The following is a 16,190-nucleotide window of genomic DNA, read 5'->3' as shown; positions in this document are numbered from 1 at the left end:
GTATGAAGCGTCTGGTGCTGCGCACCGGAGTCCGCTGGAAGATCAGCATCGCCATCGCGGCGGTCGGCGCGCTCATCGCGCTGACCCTGAGTCTGGTGGTGCACAACGCCGCCCAGGGTGCTCTGCTCGACAACGCGCGCGATGTGCAGCTCGAACGGGTGCGGACCGCCGAGCGCGGCTTCGAGGGCCCCAAGAGCAAGAATCAGGGCTTCAACGTCAAGGTCAACGACCCCGACCTGCCCAAAGAGCTGCGGCGGCTGATGGACGAGAAGCGGCGCGGCAGCTATGTGGAGACCCGGGACGACGAGCCGCCGGTGATCTGGGCCGCCGTGCCGCGCGCCAACGGCGATGTGCTCTCGCTGCACGGCGATTTTCCCGAGCGCAGCGCCGTCATCCTGCGGAATCTGGACCGGGCGCTGATCATCGGCTCGGTCTCGGTGGTCGCGGGCGGCTGCGCGCTGGGCGTGCTGATCGGCGGCCAGCTCTCGCGCAGGCTGCGCAAGGCGGCCGCGGCTGCCGCCAATGTGGCCGAGGGCCACACCTCGGGGCGGGTACGGGACGCGATCGGCGGTGTCGTCCGCGACGAGACCGACGATCTGGCCCGCGCCATCGACGCGCTCACCGACGCGCTGAACGCGCGCATCGAGGCCGAGCGCCGGGTCACCGCCGATATCGCGCACGAGCTGCGCACCCCGGTGACCGGGCTGCTCACGGCCGCCGAGCTGCTGCCGCCGGGCCGGCCGTCGGAGCTGGTGCGGGACCGGGCGCAGGCGATGCGGACGCTGGTGGAGGACGTGCTGGAGGTGGCCCGGCTGGACAGCGCCTCGGAGCGGGCCGAGCTTCAGGAGATAGCCCTCGGCGAGTTCGTCACCCGGCGGATCGCGGCGCTCAACCCCGATGTGCCGGTGCAGGTGGTGCACGAGTCCTGGGTGAACACCGACCCCCGGCGGCTGGAGCGGATCCTGCTGAATCTGCTGACGAACGCCGCGAAGTACGGCAAGCCGCCGGTCGAGGTCACGGTCGAGGGCCGGGTGGTGCGGATCCGCGACCACGGCCCCGGTTTCCCGGACGCGCTGCTGCGGGAGGGGCCGAGCCGTTTCCGTACGGGGGCGAGCGACCGCGCGGGCACCGGGCACGGCCTGGGTCTGACGATCGCGGCGGGCCAGGCCCGGGTGCTGGGGGCCAGGCTCACCTTCCGCAACGCGGCTCCGAAGGGCGTTCCGGCCTCGGAGGCGACCGGGGGCGCGATCGCGGTGCTCTGGCTCCCCGAGCACGCCCCGACGGCGGGCGGCAGTTTTCCGCTGCCGCCGTCATCGCCGGCATCGCCGGCACGCGGGCGCGCCAAGGGCTGAGCCCCGGGCGTACGACAGCGGCCCCCGGTGCGAGACGCACCGGGGGCCGCTGTCATTGCGCTGTGTCAGTACCGCGTCGGTACCGCGCGTGCGAGGTCAGATGGTGATGCCCTCGGAACGCAGGTGGGTGACGGGGTTGATCGCGCTGCCGTAGTTCGGGGTCGTACGGATCTCGAAGTGCAGGTGCGGGCCGCTGGAGTTTCCGGTGTTGCCGGAGAGGGCGATCTGCTGGCCGCCCTTGACCTGCTGGCCGATCTTCACGTCCACCCGCGAGAGGTGGGCGTACTGCGAGTAGGTGTCGTTGTCGTGCTTGACGACGACGGCGTTGCCGTACGCGGGACCGTCACCGGCGCCGTTCGGGCCGGCCTTCACGACGGTGCCGGGGCCGACGGACTTGACCGGGGTGCCGGTCGGGACGGCGAAGTCCTGGCCGGAGTGGTTGCTGGCCCACATGGCGCCGCCCTTGCCGTAGGTCGCGCTCACGACGTACTGGCTGACCGGCTTGGACCACCCGGAGGCGGAGAGCGCCTTCGGGGCCGCGACGGGCTTGGCGGTGACTGCGGCGGCCTTGGCGGCCTGCGCCTTCGCCTGGGCGGCGACGGCGCTGGAGGTGCTGGAGGTGCTCGCGGCGGCCGGCGCGGCCTGCACACCGGTCTCTGCGGCGAACGCGGCTCCTGCGCCGAGCACCGTCGACGCTCCCAGACCAGCAGCCAGGACGGCGGTACGGGTACGGAGGGCGGACAGGCGGGGACGACGAGAAGTGACACGCATACGGGAAAGCCTCCGGGCGATAAGGGACCCGGCACGGGAAGTGCGCCGGGCTGCGTTGCTGCCATCCCTTGGTAACCGAAACCCCCACTTCACCTCAAACACCCCATCTACGACATTAGGTCGTAGCGGAAGTACCGGGAATCAGACCCTTGACACCCATTGGTCAAGATCGCCCACCGGGGCCCCCGGGCAGTGGAGTCGATCTTCAAAAGGGGGTTTATCCGCATGCCGGACCCCGGGGGGCACCGCGTGCCGACCTCGTACGCGCCGCTCCCCCGGCCACGGGACCAAAGTCCCGAGCGGGGCCGCGCGCCCGGACCGGCCCCGGGTCCCGCCGACGCCCCTATGCCGGCTAGTAGGCCCGAATGGGCCTGTGTGCCTTGTCACCGGGCGGCCCGATACGGCTGTGGGCCGGGTCACTGATTCACCGGCCGGAAAGTGGCCTGGGCCACTAATCTCGGGGCGGGGAGAAGGGGGTTGGGACAGATGGGGCTCACGGTGTCGTCGCGGGTGGTCGCGGTCTTCGGGGGGCAGCAGGGAACCGGGGTGCTGATCGACCCCAAACACGTCCTGACCTGCGCACATACGGTCTCGGCCGACCCTGCGGCCGAGGTGGCGCACCCGGGGACGGGACGCCGGATCCGCTGCCGGGTGCTCTGGAACGGCGCATCCGAGGGGCTGGACGCCGCGCTGCTGCGCGCGGAGGACGGCATCGTCCCGGCGGACGACCTGGGCAGGCTCCGCTGGGCCCGTCTGACCAGGGACGATGCCCTGCCCGGCTGCGAGACGATCGGCTTCCCGGACCATCAGCGGTACGCCAGGGCCACCGGCCCCGGAAAGCTCGACTTCGGCCAGTACCGGGGCAGCGTGCTGCCCGTCGCGGGCCGTGTCCACGGCGCACTCACCTTCTGGCTCGACCGCTCCCCCGGCGCGGTGTCACCGAACGGCGCGAGCCCGCTCGCCGGGCTCTCCGGCTCCCCCGTCCTCGCCGGGGACGTCCTGCTGGGCGTCGTCGCCCGTGTGATGGGCGCGGAAGGGCAGCAGCACCTCGAAGCCGTACCCGTGGCGGCGATCCGGGCCGCGCTGGCCGCCGGGACCGACCTGACCCTGCCGCCGCTGGAGAACCTCGCCGGATTCGACCCGCGCGACGGCGCGTTCGAGCAGCGGTACGCGGCAGCCCTCAAGGCCCAGTACGCCAAGACGGAGATCTTCGGCATCGACGAGCTGAGCCTGAGCGAGTCCACCTGGGACCTCGACACCGCCTATCTCAGCCTGGAGGCCACCGACTTGGCGGGGGACGAGGACACCCTCTGGTTCGGCCCCCACGAGTCGAGGCCTGCCCCGCCGCCGCACAGCCCCCGCCCCCGGCGGGTGGAGGAACTCCTCGGCCTCAGCCGCCGCACCCTGGTGCGCGGCGAGGCCGGCGCGGGCAAAACCACCCTGGTGTGGTGGCTCGCCGCCCACGCCGCCGTCGGCACCCTCCCCGACCAACTCGCCGAACTCAACGGCCTGGTCCCCTTCGTCGTCCCCCTCCGCAGCGTGCAGGCCCAGGCCGACGGCCGTTTCCCAGGACCCGACGAACTCCCCCGCATCGCCGGTCTCCCCATCGGCGAAGCCCCCGACGGCTGGGCCGAACGCGTCCTCCACTCCGGGCGCGCCCTCCTCCTCGTCGACGGCCTCGACGAACTCCCTCCCTCAGCCCGCCCCAAGGCCCGCCGCTGGCTCAGCCGGCTCCTGCGCACCCACGCCGGCACCCGCTGCCTCGCCACCGTCCGCCCCGGCGCGGTGGAGTCCGACTGGCTCACCGGCGAAGGCTTCGCCGACCTGCTCCTCCTCCCCATGAGCGACGACGACATCAACGCCTTCGTCACCGCCTGGCACCGCGCCGCCCGCCTGGAGTACGCCGCCCTCGGCCTCGCCCGCGCCGAAGCCGAGTCCGAACTCCTGAACCAGCTCGAACGCGACCTCCACCACGAGTTCGCCAGCCACCGCGTCCTCCGCGACCTCGCCCGCACCCCGCTGCTCTGCGCCGTCATCTGCGCCCTCCACCGCAAGCGCCGGGGCCGTCTCCCGCGCAGCCGCTGGGAGCTGTACCGCGCCACCCTCGACATGCTCCTCGGCAAACGCGACAGCGACCGGGGCATCGACGCCCCCGAAGGCCTCACCATCAGCGTCGACGAACACAAACTGCTGCTCCAGCAGCTCGCCGTCTGGCTGGTACGCGGCGGACAGAACCAGCTCACCCCCGAGGAAGCCATCACCCAGATCGACCTGGCGACGCGCTCCATGCCCCAGGTCCGCGAGCAGGGCAGCGGCCGGCAGATCCTCACCCATCTGCTCAACCGCAGCGGACTGCTCCAGCAGCGCACCGGGGACGCCGTGCAGTTCATCCACCGCACGTTCCAGGACTACCTGGCCGCCAAGGAGTTCGCCGAGACGGACGGCGTACGGGAGCTGGTGCAGAACGCGGGGGACGAGCGGTGGCAGGACGTGGTGCGGATGTCGGTGGGGCACTTCGACAAGCGGGTGGGGAGGCTGGCGGAGGCACTCATCGAGGCGGGGGACCAGAGGGCCGATGGGCGGGTCGCGTATCTGCTGGCGGGGCACTGCGCGGCGACGGCGGTGTTCTTGGAGGAGGGGGTGCGGGCGGAGGTGGAGCGGAGGATCAGGGGGCTGATGCCGCCCCAGAACTGGAGCGAGACAGAGGAGCTGGTCGAGCTGGGTTCGTATGTGCTGCCCCTGCTGCCTGGCCCGTCCGGGGACGACCTTACCGACGCACGCGTCATTGAGACCATCACGATGGTGGGTGATCCGTCGGGCATCGACAGGCTGCGGGAGTTCACGGGACAGCCGGACGAATACGTACAGAGCGCTCTGGTGGATGGGTGGCACCACTTCCCGGCGGAGAGGTACGCCCGTGAGGTGCTCTCCCGCACCGATCTGCCCGATGCCCATATCGACGTCTTCACCGCTGAAGATCTGCGGCTGCTGCACCATCTCGGCCCGTTCTCCTACATCGGGCTCTCCGGTGATCACTCATCGGACGACTTGGACGCCCATCTGCCACGCACCGGACTGATCAGCGTCTCCGTGTACAACAACCCGAGCCTGACCGGCCTTGCCTTTCTGCGGTCCCGCCCCACCATCCGCAGACTCGCCCTCACGAGCTGCGATGGGGTGAAGACCCTGGAGGAACTCGCCGACCTGGCCTTCGACCAGCTGACGCTGCATCCGGAAACCCTGTCGCTGCCTGGCCGGCTTCCCCTCGCCCGCCGTCTCCGTGTGCTGAGCAGAAAGGGGTTCGACGGTGGCTCCCTGTCTCGCTGGGCCGGGATCGAGGAGCTGCACTTGGACCCTGTTGTACGTCTCTCCACATTGATGCACTCCCTGAAAGCTCTCCCCGCCCTCTGGTTGCTGCGAATGGCATCGGTCGATGAATGGGACTTCGAGGCCTCCGACGAGGCTCCCAGCATCACCGATCTGATCGCGGGAATCCCCGCCCAGTCCTTTGACACCGCCGCGCTCTCACGGGTCTTCCCCTCCCTGGAACACCTTGACTTGACCATCGCGCAGAGCGCGGAGTGCACGATCGACCTCACCCCTCTCCAACGACTCCCGAAGCTGTCCGTCCGGCTCCGTCACATACCCGACACCCAGCTCCACATCACCGGCGGCGAGCACTTCGGCGGCCGCCTGACCATCACCCCATGACGTCCACCACCCACCGCCCTTCTCCCATCCCTCCCCATCAGGGATGCTCCTTGGCATGACCAGAGCAGAAAACCCACCCCGGCCCCGCCGACCGCGCAGCCGCCCCCTCCTCACCACCGCCGCCTGCGTCCTCACCGCCGCCCTCACCCTCACCTGGAGCGCCCCCGCCGGAGCGGGCCCCTCCGACAACGGGCTGAAGGGGGCGCTCGACACGATCCTCGCCGACCCCAGGCTGGAGGGCGGGGCGGCCGGGGTCGTGGTCGCCGACGCGGTGACCGGGGAGAGGCTGTATCAGCGGGCGGGGGGCGACCGGTTGATGCCGGCGTCGAACACGAAGCTGCTCACGTCGGCGGCGGCGATGGCGCTGCTCGGCCCGGAGTACCGGTACACCACCGATGTGCTCGCCTCGGGCACCCGTAACGGATCCCGGCTCGACGGTGATCTGCATCTGCGGGGCAGCGGCGACCCGACCACCCTCCCCAAGGACTACGACGCGCTCGCCGCCGAGGTCGCGGCGAGCGGGATCCGGCGCGTCTCGGGGCGGATCGTCGCCGACGACACGCGTTTTGACGCCCAGCGGCTGGGCCGGGGCTGGGCGGGGGACGACGAGTCCTCGTACTACTCGGCGCAGACCTCGGCGCTGACGGTCGCGCCGGACACGGATTACGACTCCGGGACGGTGGTCGTGGAGGTGGCCCCGGGCGCGAAGCCCGGTGACCGGCCGAAGGTGACCGTGACGCCGAGGACCGACTACGTACAGGTCGATCTGACGGACTCCGCCACCGTCGCGACCGGACAGCCCGGCACCCTCGGCATCGATCGACGGCACGGCTCCAACACCATCACCGTCAGCGGAAACGTTCCCGTAGGCGCGAGCGCGACCAAGAAGTGGGTGACCGTCTGGGAGCCGACCGGCTACGCGGCGGCCGTCTTCGCCGACGCGCTCGACCGGCACGGCGTACGGGTCAAGAAGGACGAAGCGCTCCTCGGCGGCGCGACCCCCGCCGACGCGCGCCCGGTCGCCTCGCACAGCTCCATGCCGCTGCGCGAGCTGATGGTTCCCTTCATGAAGCTGTCGAACAACATGCACGCCGAGGCGCTGACCAAGACGATCGGGTACGAGAAGGCCGGGCGCGGCAGTTGGGGCGCGGGGCTCGCCGCCATCGGTGACCATCTGCGCGCGCAGGGGCTCGCCACCGGCACTCTGCGGCAGGTCGACGGCTCGGGTCTGGGCCGGATGAACGTCGTGCCCGCCGAGCAGTTCGCCCGGCTGCTGCTCGCGGTGCGCGCCGCGCCCTGGTACGCCGACTGGTACGCCGCCCTGCCGGTGGCCTGCGGGCCGGACCGGGCCACCGGGGGAACCCTGCGGACCCGGATGTGCGGGACTCCCGCCGCGCTCAACACCCGTGCCAAGACGGGCTCGCTGACGGGGGCCTCGGCGCTCTCCGGGTACGTCAAGGACGCGGGCGGGCGGGAACTCGTCTACTCGATCGTCCTGAACAACTACCTCACGTCCTCCGTGAAGAGCGTCGAGGACGCGATCGTGGTCACGCTCGCCCGGTCGGACACGGCGGCGGGCTCCATCGCCACCGTCGCTCCCCGAAAGGCGCTCACCTCGGACGGCGCGTCAGACACGACACCGGCCACCGACGGCGAATGTTCCTGGCAGAAGCCACAAATCTGCTGAACGGGCCACGGCCCGGACCGGACCTTGGGTACCGTCCGGGCCATGACCGACGACACCTCCGGCGAGAACGCCGAACTCCCCGACATCGAACTCGCCGACGCCATCGAGTCGATACGCGACCAGCTCATCGAGGCGGCCGGCCGGTCCACCGGCCGCCCGGTCCTCTTCGAGGTGGGCGACATCGAGATGGAGTTCACCGTAGAGCTGCGCAAGGAGACCAGGGGCGGCGCACGGGTGAAGGCCTGGGTGGTGGACGCGGGCGCGGAAGCCGCCCGGACCAGCGGCCGGACCCACCGCGTCGCCCTCACCCTCAAGCCGAAGGACGCGCGGACCGGCGGGTCCTGGCTCGTCGGCAATAACGACGCCGGCGACACGAGCGACTTCGGCGGCCCCGGCCCGTACCCGGCCGCCGGAGCACAGTGAGCGCAGGGCCCGTCCTCCCGGTCGGCCGCAGGGCCGTGGTGGTCCACGGCGGGCGGCAGGGCAGCGGCGTACTCCTCACGCCACGCACCGTGCTGACCTGCGCCCATGTGATCGGTCCTGGACACACCGCCCGGGTGTCGGTGCCCGGTGTCCGGGGCTCCGTGCTCTTCCAGGTCATCTGGTCGGACGCCCGGCTGGACGCGGCGCTGCTGGTGAGCGCCCAAAGTCCGCATCCGGGCGTCACGACGCCGAATCAGCTGATCCGGATGATCGAGGTCACCACCGACCAGCCGATCACAGGGTGCGAGATCGTCGGCTTCCCCGAGATCCAGCGGTACGACGGCCAGAGGCTGGAGGCCGACCAGTACCGAGGGACCGTGCTGCCGCTCGCCGGGCTCATCCGCCGGACGATGGTGTTCGAGTTCGACCGGGAGCCCGCCGCCGAACGCGATGACGGCACCACCGCGCTCGCCGGGCTCTCCGGCGCGCCCGTCTACGCGAACGGGGCCCTGCTCGGCATCGTCCGCGAGATCCCGCGCGACCGCCGGCTGCTGCGGGCGGAGTGCGTGCCCATCTCCCAGATCGTCTCCGACCCCGCGTTCCGCGAATGGTTCGACGGCAACAAGGCCGCCTCCGACTCGCTGCCGCGACTGGAACCCGTCACCCACACCCACCCCGGCGATCCCCGGTACGAGGAGGAGTACGCGGAGGCCCTCGCCACCGAGTACCGCAAGACCAAGGTCTTCGGCCTGGACGAGCTCTCCCGGCGGGACGCGGAATGGGACCTGGACACGGCCTATCTCAGCCTGGAGGCCAGCCCCGGAACACCACGGCCGGACCCCCGGACCCCCTTCCGGGAACCGGTCGGAGGCACCCCGCAGCGCATCGAGGCGCTGCTCGCCGACCGGCCCCGGGTGCTGCTGCGCGGCGACGCGGGCGCGGGCAAGACCACCCTGATCTGGTGGCTGGCCGCCCACGCCGCCTCCGGCACCCTCGACACCCGGCTCGCCGAGCTGAACGGCCTGGTCCCCTTCGTCGTACCGCTGCGCACCCTGCGCGCCCAGGGCCAGGCCCTGCCCTCCCCGGGCGCGCTCTCCGGCGTCTCCCGGCTGGTGATCGACGAGCCGCCGGACGGCTGGGCGGGCCGGGTGCTGTCCGCCGGGCGGGGGCTGCTGCTGGTCGACGGGCTGGACGAGGTGCCGCACGACGACCGGGAGGAGGCCCACCGCTGGCTCTCGGCGCTGCTGAGCCGCTATCCCCGGACCCGGTGCGTGGCGACCGTACGGCCGCTGGCGGTCGCACCCGACTGGCTGGAGTCGGAGGGGTTCGAGGAACTGAGCCTGCTGCCGATGCGCGACGCGGACATCACGGCCTTCACCGCCGCCTGGCACGCGGCGGCCCGGCTCGACGACGACGGCCATGACGCGCTGCACGAGCTGGAACGGGATCTGACCCAGCAGTTCGCGAACACCCCGGCGCTGCGGGAGCTCGCCCGCACCCCGCTGCTCTGCGCGGTCATCTGCGCCCTGCACCGGCTGCGCGAGGGCTTCCTCCCCGAGACCCGCTGGGAGCTGTACCGCTCGGCGCTCCAGATGCTCCTGGGCCAGCGCGACAAGCGCCGCAAGGTCGACCGGCCCGAGGGCGTCGCCCTGAGCGTGGAGGAGCATCAGCAGCTCCTCCAGCGGATCGCGGTCTGGCTGGTGCGCGGCGGCCAGACCGAGTTCACCGAGGAGAGCGCCCTGCGCCAGCTCAATCGGGCGCTGACCGGGATGCCGCAGGTCAGCGACCAGGGGGACGCCAGCCGGATACTCTCCCATCTGCTCAACCGCAGCGGTCTGCTCCAGGAGCAGACCGACGGGGTCTACCAGTTCACCCACCGCACCTTCCAGGACTTCCTGGCGGCCAAGGAGTTCGTCGAGGGCGACGATCTCCACGAGCTGCTGCGGCACGCGTCCGAGCAGCAGTGGCACGACGTACTGCTGTTGGCCGCCGGCCACTGCTCACGGCGTGAGCTGCCGGTCCTGGTCAACGGCCTGCTGCGGGCGGGCACCACGGCACGGCGACAGGGCGGCAAGCGCACCGCCCTCTATGTGCTCGCCGCGCTCTGCGCCCAGCACGCGGCCTGGCTCGACGCGGCCGTGCACCAGAAGGTCCAGACGGCCGTCCGGAGTGTGCTGCCGCCCCGGACCGTGGAGGAGCGGCAGTCCCTGGCTCGGCTCGACACCGCCGTGCTGCCGCTGCTGCCGGAAATGAAGGAGCTGGATCCGCCCGAGCGGGAACAGCTGGCGGAGCTGCTCGCTCTCATCGGCGGATCGGCGGCCCTGCCGTACGCGCGGAAGCTGGCGGAGGCCGACGACGGATCCGGAGGTCTGCGCTCGGTGCTGGCCCGGAACTGGGAGAGGTATCCGGCCAAGGAGTACGCCGAGAGCGTCCTCGCCCCGCTGGATCTGAGCAGCAATGTGGTGATGGTGAGCGCTCTGGAGCAGTTGCACCAGCTCCCTCTGGTGCCACACGCCCGCCATCTCGGCCTCATCGGTGACTTCACCTCTGCGGAGCTTCGCTCCGGGCTGACGGGAGCGGCCCTTCACCACATGGTTCTTGTCAGCAATGACACGCTCACCGATCTCAGTGCGCTGGGCGCGTGCGGCAGCAGTCTGGAAACATTGAGCATCATCAGCTGCACCATGTTGAAGGACCTCGCCGGCCTCGCGGAGTTCGGGGCGCTGAAAGCGCTGACAGTGGGCGGCATCCCGATCTCCAGGGAAGATCTGGAACTGATCGCCGGGCTGCCCCAGCTGGGAGCGCTCATCCTGACCCACCCTCATCTCCCGGACGGCAAGCTCAACCTCGCTCCTCTGCACTCCCTGCCCGACCTGCGCATCGCGATCACCGGAATCCCCAAGGGGAAAGTGCTCGGCCGCCAGAAACTGGGCAACCGTCTCACCTTCAAAACCTGACCAGCTACGCCAGAAGGGGCTGCCCCGGACTCCGTACGTCTCCGTACGCGTCCGGGGCAGCCCCTTCTCAGGCTGTTACCGCCCGGGAGGCTTACGCCTCCTTCGAGAGGTTCGGTCCGGCTCCGCCGGCCGCCTGCTCAATCGGCGGGACGTCGGGCAGTGCCGACTTCTCCTCGCCGCGGAAGGTGAACTTCTTCTCTTCACCCTCGCCCTCGGTGTCCACGACCACGATGTGACCGGGGCGCAGCTCACCGAAGAGGATCTTCTCGGAGAGGATGTCCTCGATCTCGCGCTGAATCGTCCGGCGCAGCGGCCGGGCACCCAGAACGGGGTCGTAGCCCTTCTTGGCGAGCAGCGACTTGGCCGTGGAGCTGAGCTCCAGACCCATGTCGCGGTCCTTCAGACGCTCATCCACCTTGGCGACCATGAGGTCGACGATCTGGATGATGTCTTCCTCGGTGAGCTGGTGGAAGACGACGGTGTCGTCGACACGGTTGAGGAACTCGGGCCGGAAGTGCTGCTTCAGCTCTTCGTTGACCTTGACCTTCATCCGGTCGTAGTTCGACTTGACGTCGCCCTGGGCGGCGAAGCCCAGGTTGAAGCCCTTGGAGATGTCCCGGGTCCCGAGGTTGGTCGTCATGATGATGACCGTGTTCTTGAAGTCCACGACGCGGCCCTGGGAGTCGGTCAGGCGACCGTCCTCCAGGATCTGCAGAAGGGAATTGAAGATATCGGGGTGGGCCTTCTCGACCTCGTCGAAGAGGACGACGGAGAACGGCTTGCGGCGCACCTTCTCGGTGAGCTGGCCGCCCTCCTCGTACCCCACGTATCCGGGCGGGGAGCCGAAGAGACGCGAGACCGTGTGCTTCTCGCTGAACTCCGACATGTCGAGGGAGATCAGCGCGTCCTCGTCGCCGAAGAGGAATTCGGCGAGCGTCTTGGACAGCTCGGTCTTACCGACGCCGGACGGGCCGGCGAAGATGAACGAGCCGCCGGGGCGCTTGGGGTCCTTCAGGCCGGCACGGGTACGGCGAATGGCCTGGGAGAGCGCCTTGATGGCGTCCTTCTGGCCGATGACGCGCTTGTGCAGCTCGTCTTCCATGCGCAGCAGCCGGGAGGACTCCTCCTCGGTGAGCTTGAAGACCGGAATGCCGGTGGCCGTGGCCAGGACTTCGGCGATCAGCTCGCCGTCGACCTCGGCGACGACGTCCATGTCGCCGGCCTTCCATTCCTTCTCGCGCTTGGCCTTCGCGGCGAGCAGCTGCTTCTCCTTGTCGCGGAGAGAAGCCGCCTTCTCGAAGTCCTGGGAGTCGATGGCCGACTCCTTGTCGCGTCGCACGCCCGCGATCTTCTCGTCGAACTCGCGGAGGTCCGGCGGCGCGGTCATCCGGCGGATGCGCATCCGGGATCCGGCCTCGTCGATCAGGTCGATCGCCTTGTCCGGGAGGAAGCGGTCCGAGATGTACCGGTCCGCCAGGGTGGCGGCCTGAACGAGGGCCTCGTCCGTGATGGAGACACGGTGGTGGGCCTCGTAGCGGTCGCGCAGACCCTTGAGGATCTCGATGGTGTGCGGCAGCGAGGGCTCCGCGACCTGGATGGGCTGGAAGCGGCGCTCAAGGGCCGCGTCCTTCTCCAGGTGCTTGCGGTACTCGTCGAGCGTGGTGGCACCGATGGTCTGGAGTTCACCACGGGCGAGCATCGGCTTCAGGATGCTGGCCGCGTCGATCGCGCCCTCGGCGGCACCCGCGCCGACGAGCGTGTGCAGCTCGTCGATGAACAGGATGATGTCGCCGCGGGTGCGGATCTCCTTGAGGACCTTCTTCAGGCGCTCCTCGAAGTCACCCCGGTACCGGGAGCCGGCGACGAGCGCGCCGAGGTCCAGGGTGTAGAGGTGCTTGTCCTTGAGGGTCTCGGGCACCTCGCCCTTGACGATGGCCTGCGCCAGGCCCTCGACGACCGCCGTCTTGCCGACGCCGGGCTCGCCGATGAGCACGGGGTTGTTCTTGGTACGGCGGGACAGCACCTGCATGACCCGCTCGATCTCCTTCTCGCGCCCGATGACCGGGTCGAGCTTGGACTCACGGGCGGCCTGGGTGAGATTGCGGCCGAACTGGTCCAGGACGAGCGAGGTCGAGGGCGTGCCCTCGGCGGGACCGCCTGCGGTGGCGGCCTCCTTGCCTCCCGAGTAACCGGAGAGCAGCTGGATGACCTGCTGCCGCACTCGGTTCAGGTCGGCGCCCAGCTTCACGAGGACCTGGGCGGCGACGCCCTCGCCCTCGCGGATCAGGCCGAGCAGGATGTGCTCCGTGCCGATGTAGTTGTGGCCCAGCTGAAGGGCCTCGCGGAGCGAGAGCTCCAGGACCTTCTTGGCACGGGGGGTGAAGGGGATGTGCCCGGACGGGGCCTGCTGGCCCTGACCGATGATCTCCTCCACCTGCTGGCGGACCGCCTCGAGCGAAATCCCGAGGCTCTCCAGGGCCTTAGCGGCGACACCCTCACCCTCGTGGATCAGGCCCAGGAGGATGTGCTCGGTGCCGATGTAGTTGTGGTTGAGCATCCGGGCTTCTTCCTGAGCCAGGACGACAACCCGCCGCGCGCGGTCGGTGAACCTCTCGAACATCGTTAATCGCTCCTCAGAGCGGTCAGGCAGTAAGGGGTCGGTCCCCTCCCTGTCCTTCCGCAGCTTAGTCCCGCAAGCGGGGACCGCTCATTCCAACTGCCGACACCCGTCCGTGGCCTCCTGACCCCTGAACGCCGACAACTGCTCCAACCCGATGGTGCGAGACGATGTTCCCGCAGGCCAGGCAGTTACCCTCGCCGCGAATACGCCGATGGCGAACGTAAGGCCGCCCTGCGAGCGTGTCGCCCCTCCCCACTAGGGATGTCTTACCCGCAAGCACTGACAGTCCATGCGGCGCACCCCCCTCCCCTCCGCTACGGGCGAACAACATTGCGCCCCCGGTCGCGTCCGAACGCCCCCGGATCCGCGACCGTGCGGGACCGTTCCCGCACCCTCCGTAACTCCCGGCGCCGCGCGGGAGTTCCCGGGGGTATGGCATCGACTCCCCGGGGCGGCCCCCCGGCCGTCCCGCCCCCGCGTCCGCCCGCCTCCGGAGCCGGCGCGCCCTGGGCCCGGTGGTACGAGAACGCCCTCGGCTGGGCGGTGGGCGGCGGCCCGCCGGCCGGGCTGCTCACCGGGCTCCGTTTCGACGTGCTGGAGCTGCCGGCGGACGCCGGTGCCGCCGTGCTGCGCCGGATCGCCGTCACGGGGCCCGTGGCGCTCGCCGGGGGGCGGATGCGGCTTCTGGTGGCCGCCGGCGGCGCGGAGGAGCTGCCGGGGCTGCTGGAGTGGCTCGAATGGGGCGGGATCGCACTCGATCTGACCGCCCTCGGCGCGGGCGGCGTGATGCCCGCCCCGCCACCTCCGGGCCGGGCCGGCTCCCGGGAGGCCGCCGTCTGGCTGCGGCCCCCCGTGCCGGGGCGCGAGGTGGAGCCCACTCTTCCGGCCCTCACCCCGTTCGGGCGCGGTACGGGAGCGGGCCGGGGCGGCTGCCCCGATCTCGTACGGCTCCTGGACACGGTGGCGACCGAGTGCCACCGGGCCCGGTTGCTGCGGGCGAATGCGCGGACACACGCGCAATCGCATGCGCGTGCGAACACGCACGAATACGCAGCGTATGAATACTCGGCCGATTAAGAGTGGGCTGAAGCCGCTGCTCAGCCGTTCGCCTTCTCGTACGCCTCGCGAACCGTGGCGGGGACGCGGCCGCGGTCGTTGACCTCGTAGCCGTTCGCCTTGGCCCACGCGCGGATTTCCGCGGTGTCCTTGTTGCCGCTCGCCGCCGCGCGGCCCTTGCCGCGTCCGGAAGCCGCACGGCCACCCGTGCGCCGGCCGCTCTTCGCGTACGGCTCAAGGAGACCACGGAGCTTGTCCGCATTGGAGGTCGTGAGGTCGATCTCGTAGGTCTTGCCGTCCAACGCGAACGTCACTGTCTCGTCCGCCTCGCCACCGTCGAGGTCATCGACAAGAAGGACCTGAACCTTCTGTGCCACCGGATTTCCTTTCATCGAAAATGCAGTACGCGGAAAGGAAACCGCTTTTCACGGAAAAACACAAACCCTTGGGAGAGGTTCAGAAGCGCGAGAACACGGGAAACGTGCGCGATTCGGACATAGGGATCGGCCGGGTTGGCTCTCAAGTGGTGATCACAGGTGCAGAAGCATCCGGCTGTTGCCCAAGGTGTTCGGCTTCACGCGTTCGAGGCCGAGGAACTCGGCGACACCCTCGTCATAGGAACGCAGCAGCTCGGCGTAGACATCTGTGTCGACCGGGGTCTCGCCGATCTCCACGAAGCCGTGCTTGCCGAAGAAGTCCACTTCGAAGGTGAGACAGAAAACCCGGCTGATCCCGAGCCGGCGCGCCGTGCTCAACAGCTTGTCGAGGACCTGATGGCCGACGCCATGGCCCTTGAAGGCGGGGTCGACGGCGAGAGTGCGGACTTCCGCGAGGTCTTCCCACATCACATGAAGAGCACCGCAACCGACGACCGTACCGTCATCGTCGCGTTCCGCGACCCAGAACTCCTGGATGGCCTCGTAAAGAGTGACCGGCGCTTTGTCGAGGAGGATGCCTTCACTCACGTACGGATCGACGAGCCGGCGGACCGCGGCCACATCGCTGGTCCTGGCCCGGCGGACGGTGATGGCATTTGGCACGGCATAAGGCATGCGGTGACGCTATCGCCCCGGGGATGTCCCGTCGTCGGCGGGCCGCTCGGCCGGGAGTTCCTCGCCGGCCCGCTGTTCGCGATCGTCCGGAAGCGGCCGGTCGTCTTGTGCCGTGTCTTGTGCCGTGTCTTGTGGCGCGTCGCTCACGACATCGTCCTGAACGATACGGACGGCCGCTTGCAGTGACTCGCGCTGCTCGGGCGACATCATCCCGAAGAAGGCGACGAGGGCGGCGGCGGGGTTGTCACTCCGGGACCAGGCCTCGTTCATCAGTGCGGCCGAGTAGGCGGCGCGGGTGGAGACCGCCGTATATCGATAGGCGCGGCCCTCGACTTCCCTGCGGACCCAGCCCTTCTGATGGAGATTGTCCATTACCGTCATGACGGTCGTGTAGGCGATGGACCGTTCCTGCTGAAGGTCTTCCAGGACTTCCCGGACGGTGACCGGCCGGTTCCATTGCCAGACCCGTGTCATGACGGCGTCTTCCAGCTCTCCCAATTGGCGGGGCACATTGCCACCATAGTGGGAGAATCACGAATTCTCGGTAATGACGTAACAAAA

At 69.9% G+C, this 16,190-nt stretch carries 11 protein-coding genes; 6 read left to right on the top strand and 5 right to left on the bottom strand.

The features are described from left to right. Positions 1–2 precede the first annotated feature (2 nt). Positions 3–1,352: a two-component system sensor histidine kinase CseC gene (gene cseC / locus ABD371_RS30935; protein ID WP_344484263.1), complete on the top strand. Its 1,350-nt coding sequence runs from the start codon at positions 3–5 to the stop codon at positions 1,350–1,352. A gap of 96 nt (positions 1,353–1,448) precedes the next feature. Here the strand turns inward: cseC and ABD371_RS30930 are convergent, their stop codons facing one another. Next, entirely contained in the window at positions 1,449–2,123 is a 675-nt protein-coding gene (locus ABD371_RS30930) for a M23 family metallopeptidase (RefSeq protein WP_344484260.1), read from the bottom strand. A 486-nt stretch (positions 2,124–2,609) separates the two neighbouring features. On the opposite strand from ABD371_RS30930, the gene ABD371_RS30925 reads away from it, so the two are divergent. The 4 genes from ABD371_RS30925 to ABD371_RS30910 are packed head-to-tail and all read left to right on the top strand — an operon-like array spanning position 2,610 to position 10,901. Continuing rightward, positions 2,610–5,834, top strand: a complete 3,225-nt coding sequence (locus ABD371_RS30925; RefSeq protein ID WP_344484257.1) for an NACHT domain-containing protein — start codon at positions 2,610–2,612, stop codon at positions 5,832–5,834. Positions 5,835–5,889: 55 nt separating this feature from the next. After that, a complete protein-coding gene (gene dacB, locus ABD371_RS30920; RefSeq protein ID WP_344484254.1) occupies positions 5,890–7,521 on the top strand; it encodes a D-alanyl-D-alanine carboxypeptidase/D-alanyl-D-alanine endopeptidase in 1,632 nt (543 codons plus the stop codon). Between the two features lie 42 nt (positions 7,522–7,563). Next, positions 7,564–7,944, top strand: coding sequence for a trypco2 family protein (locus ABD371_RS30915; protein ID WP_344484251.1), 381 nt, complete (start codon positions 7,564–7,566; stop codon positions 7,942–7,944). Then, entirely contained in the window at positions 7,941–10,901 is a 2,961-nt protein-coding gene (locus ABD371_RS30910; RefSeq protein WP_344484248.1) for an NACHT domain-containing protein, read from the top strand. The genes ABD371_RS30915 and ABD371_RS30910 overlap by 4 nt, the downstream gene beginning before the upstream one ends. 91 nt (positions 10,902–10,992) lie before the next feature. On the opposite strand, the gene ABD371_RS30905 is transcribed toward ABD371_RS30910, so the two are convergent. Next, a complete protein-coding gene (locus tag ABD371_RS30905) occupies positions 10,993–13,521 on the bottom strand; it encodes an ATP-dependent Clp protease ATP-binding subunit (RefSeq protein WP_190120760.1) in 2,529 nt (842 codons plus the stop codon). Between the two features lie 432 nt (positions 13,522–13,953). Between ABD371_RS30905 and ABD371_RS30900 the strand changes: the two genes are divergently transcribed. After that, positions 13,954–14,598, top strand: coding sequence for an SCO3374 family protein (locus ABD371_RS30900; protein WP_344484243.1), 645 nt, complete (start codon positions 13,954–13,956; stop codon positions 14,596–14,598). A 20-nt stretch (positions 14,599–14,618) separates the two neighbouring features. Here ABD371_RS30900 and ABD371_RS30895 read toward each other — a convergent pair whose 3' ends face one another. The 3 genes from ABD371_RS30895 to ABD371_RS30885 all read right to left on the bottom strand — a co-directional run bounded on the left by ABD371_RS30895 (position 14,619) and on the right by ABD371_RS30885 (position 16,103). After that, positions 14,619–14,954 carry a histone-like nucleoid-structuring protein Lsr2 gene (locus ABD371_RS30895; RefSeq protein WP_190120761.1) on the bottom strand — a complete coding sequence of 112 codons (336 nt, stop codon included), beginning with the start codon at positions 14,952–14,954 and terminating at the stop codon, positions 14,619–14,621. Positions 14,955–15,107: 153 nt separating this feature from the next. After that, the gene (locus ABD371_RS30890) at positions 15,108–15,629 is read right to left on the bottom strand and encodes an amino-acid N-acetyltransferase (RefSeq protein WP_344484236.1); all 522 of its coding nucleotides are present in this window, start codon (positions 15,627–15,629) and stop codon (positions 15,108–15,110) included. Positions 15,630–15,638: 9 nt separating this feature from the next. After that, entirely contained in the window at positions 15,639–16,103 is a 465-nt protein-coding gene (locus tag ABD371_RS30885) for a BlaI/MecI/CopY family transcriptional regulator (protein WP_381735419.1), read from the bottom strand. Positions 16,104–16,190: the final 87 nt, after the last annotated feature.

Source organism: Streptomyces amakusaensis (assembly GCF_039532665.1).
Classification (GTDB): Bacteria; Actinomycetota; Actinomycetes; order Streptomycetales; family Streptomycetaceae; genus Streptomyces; species Streptomyces amakusaensis.
Note: the sequence above shows the minus strand (reverse complement) of the source record. Positions and strands in the feature narration are given on the sequence as shown.

Bases quoted from the DNA above. Each gene is read 5' to 3' on its own strand.
- cseC (WP_344484263.1), top strand. From the start codon at position 3: ATGAAGCGTCTGGTGCTGCGCACCGGAGTCCGCTGGAAGATCAGCATC.
- ABD371_RS30930 (WP_344484260.1), bottom strand. From the start codon at position 2,123: ATGCGTGTCACTTCTCGTCGTCCCCGCCTGTCCGCCCTCCGTACCCGT.
- ABD371_RS30925 (WP_344484257.1), top strand. From the start codon at position 2,610: ATGGGGCTCACGGTGTCGTCGCGGGTGGTCGCGGTCTTCGGGGGGCAG.
- dacB (WP_344484254.1), top strand. From the start codon at position 5,890: ATGACCAGAGCAGAAAACCCACCCCGGCCCCGCCGACCGCGCAGCCGC.
- ABD371_RS30915 (WP_344484251.1), top strand. From the start codon at position 7,564: ATGACCGACGACACCTCCGGCGAGAACGCCGAACTCCCCGACATCGAA.
- ABD371_RS30905 (WP_190120760.1), bottom strand. From the start codon at position 13,521: ATGTTCGAGAGGTTCACCGACCGCGCGCGGCGGGTTGTCGTCCTGGCT.
- ABD371_RS30900 (WP_344484243.1), top strand. From the start codon at position 13,954: ATGGCATCGACTCCCCGGGGCGGCCCCCCGGCCGTCCCGCCCCCGCGT.
- ABD371_RS30890 (WP_344484236.1), bottom strand. From the start codon at position 15,629: ATGCCTTATGCCGTGCCAAATGCCATCACCGTCCGCCGGGCCAGGACC.
- ABD371_RS30885 (WP_381735419.1), bottom strand. From the start codon at position 16,103: ATGACACGGGTCTGGCAATGGAACCGGCCGGTCACCGTCCGGGAAGTC.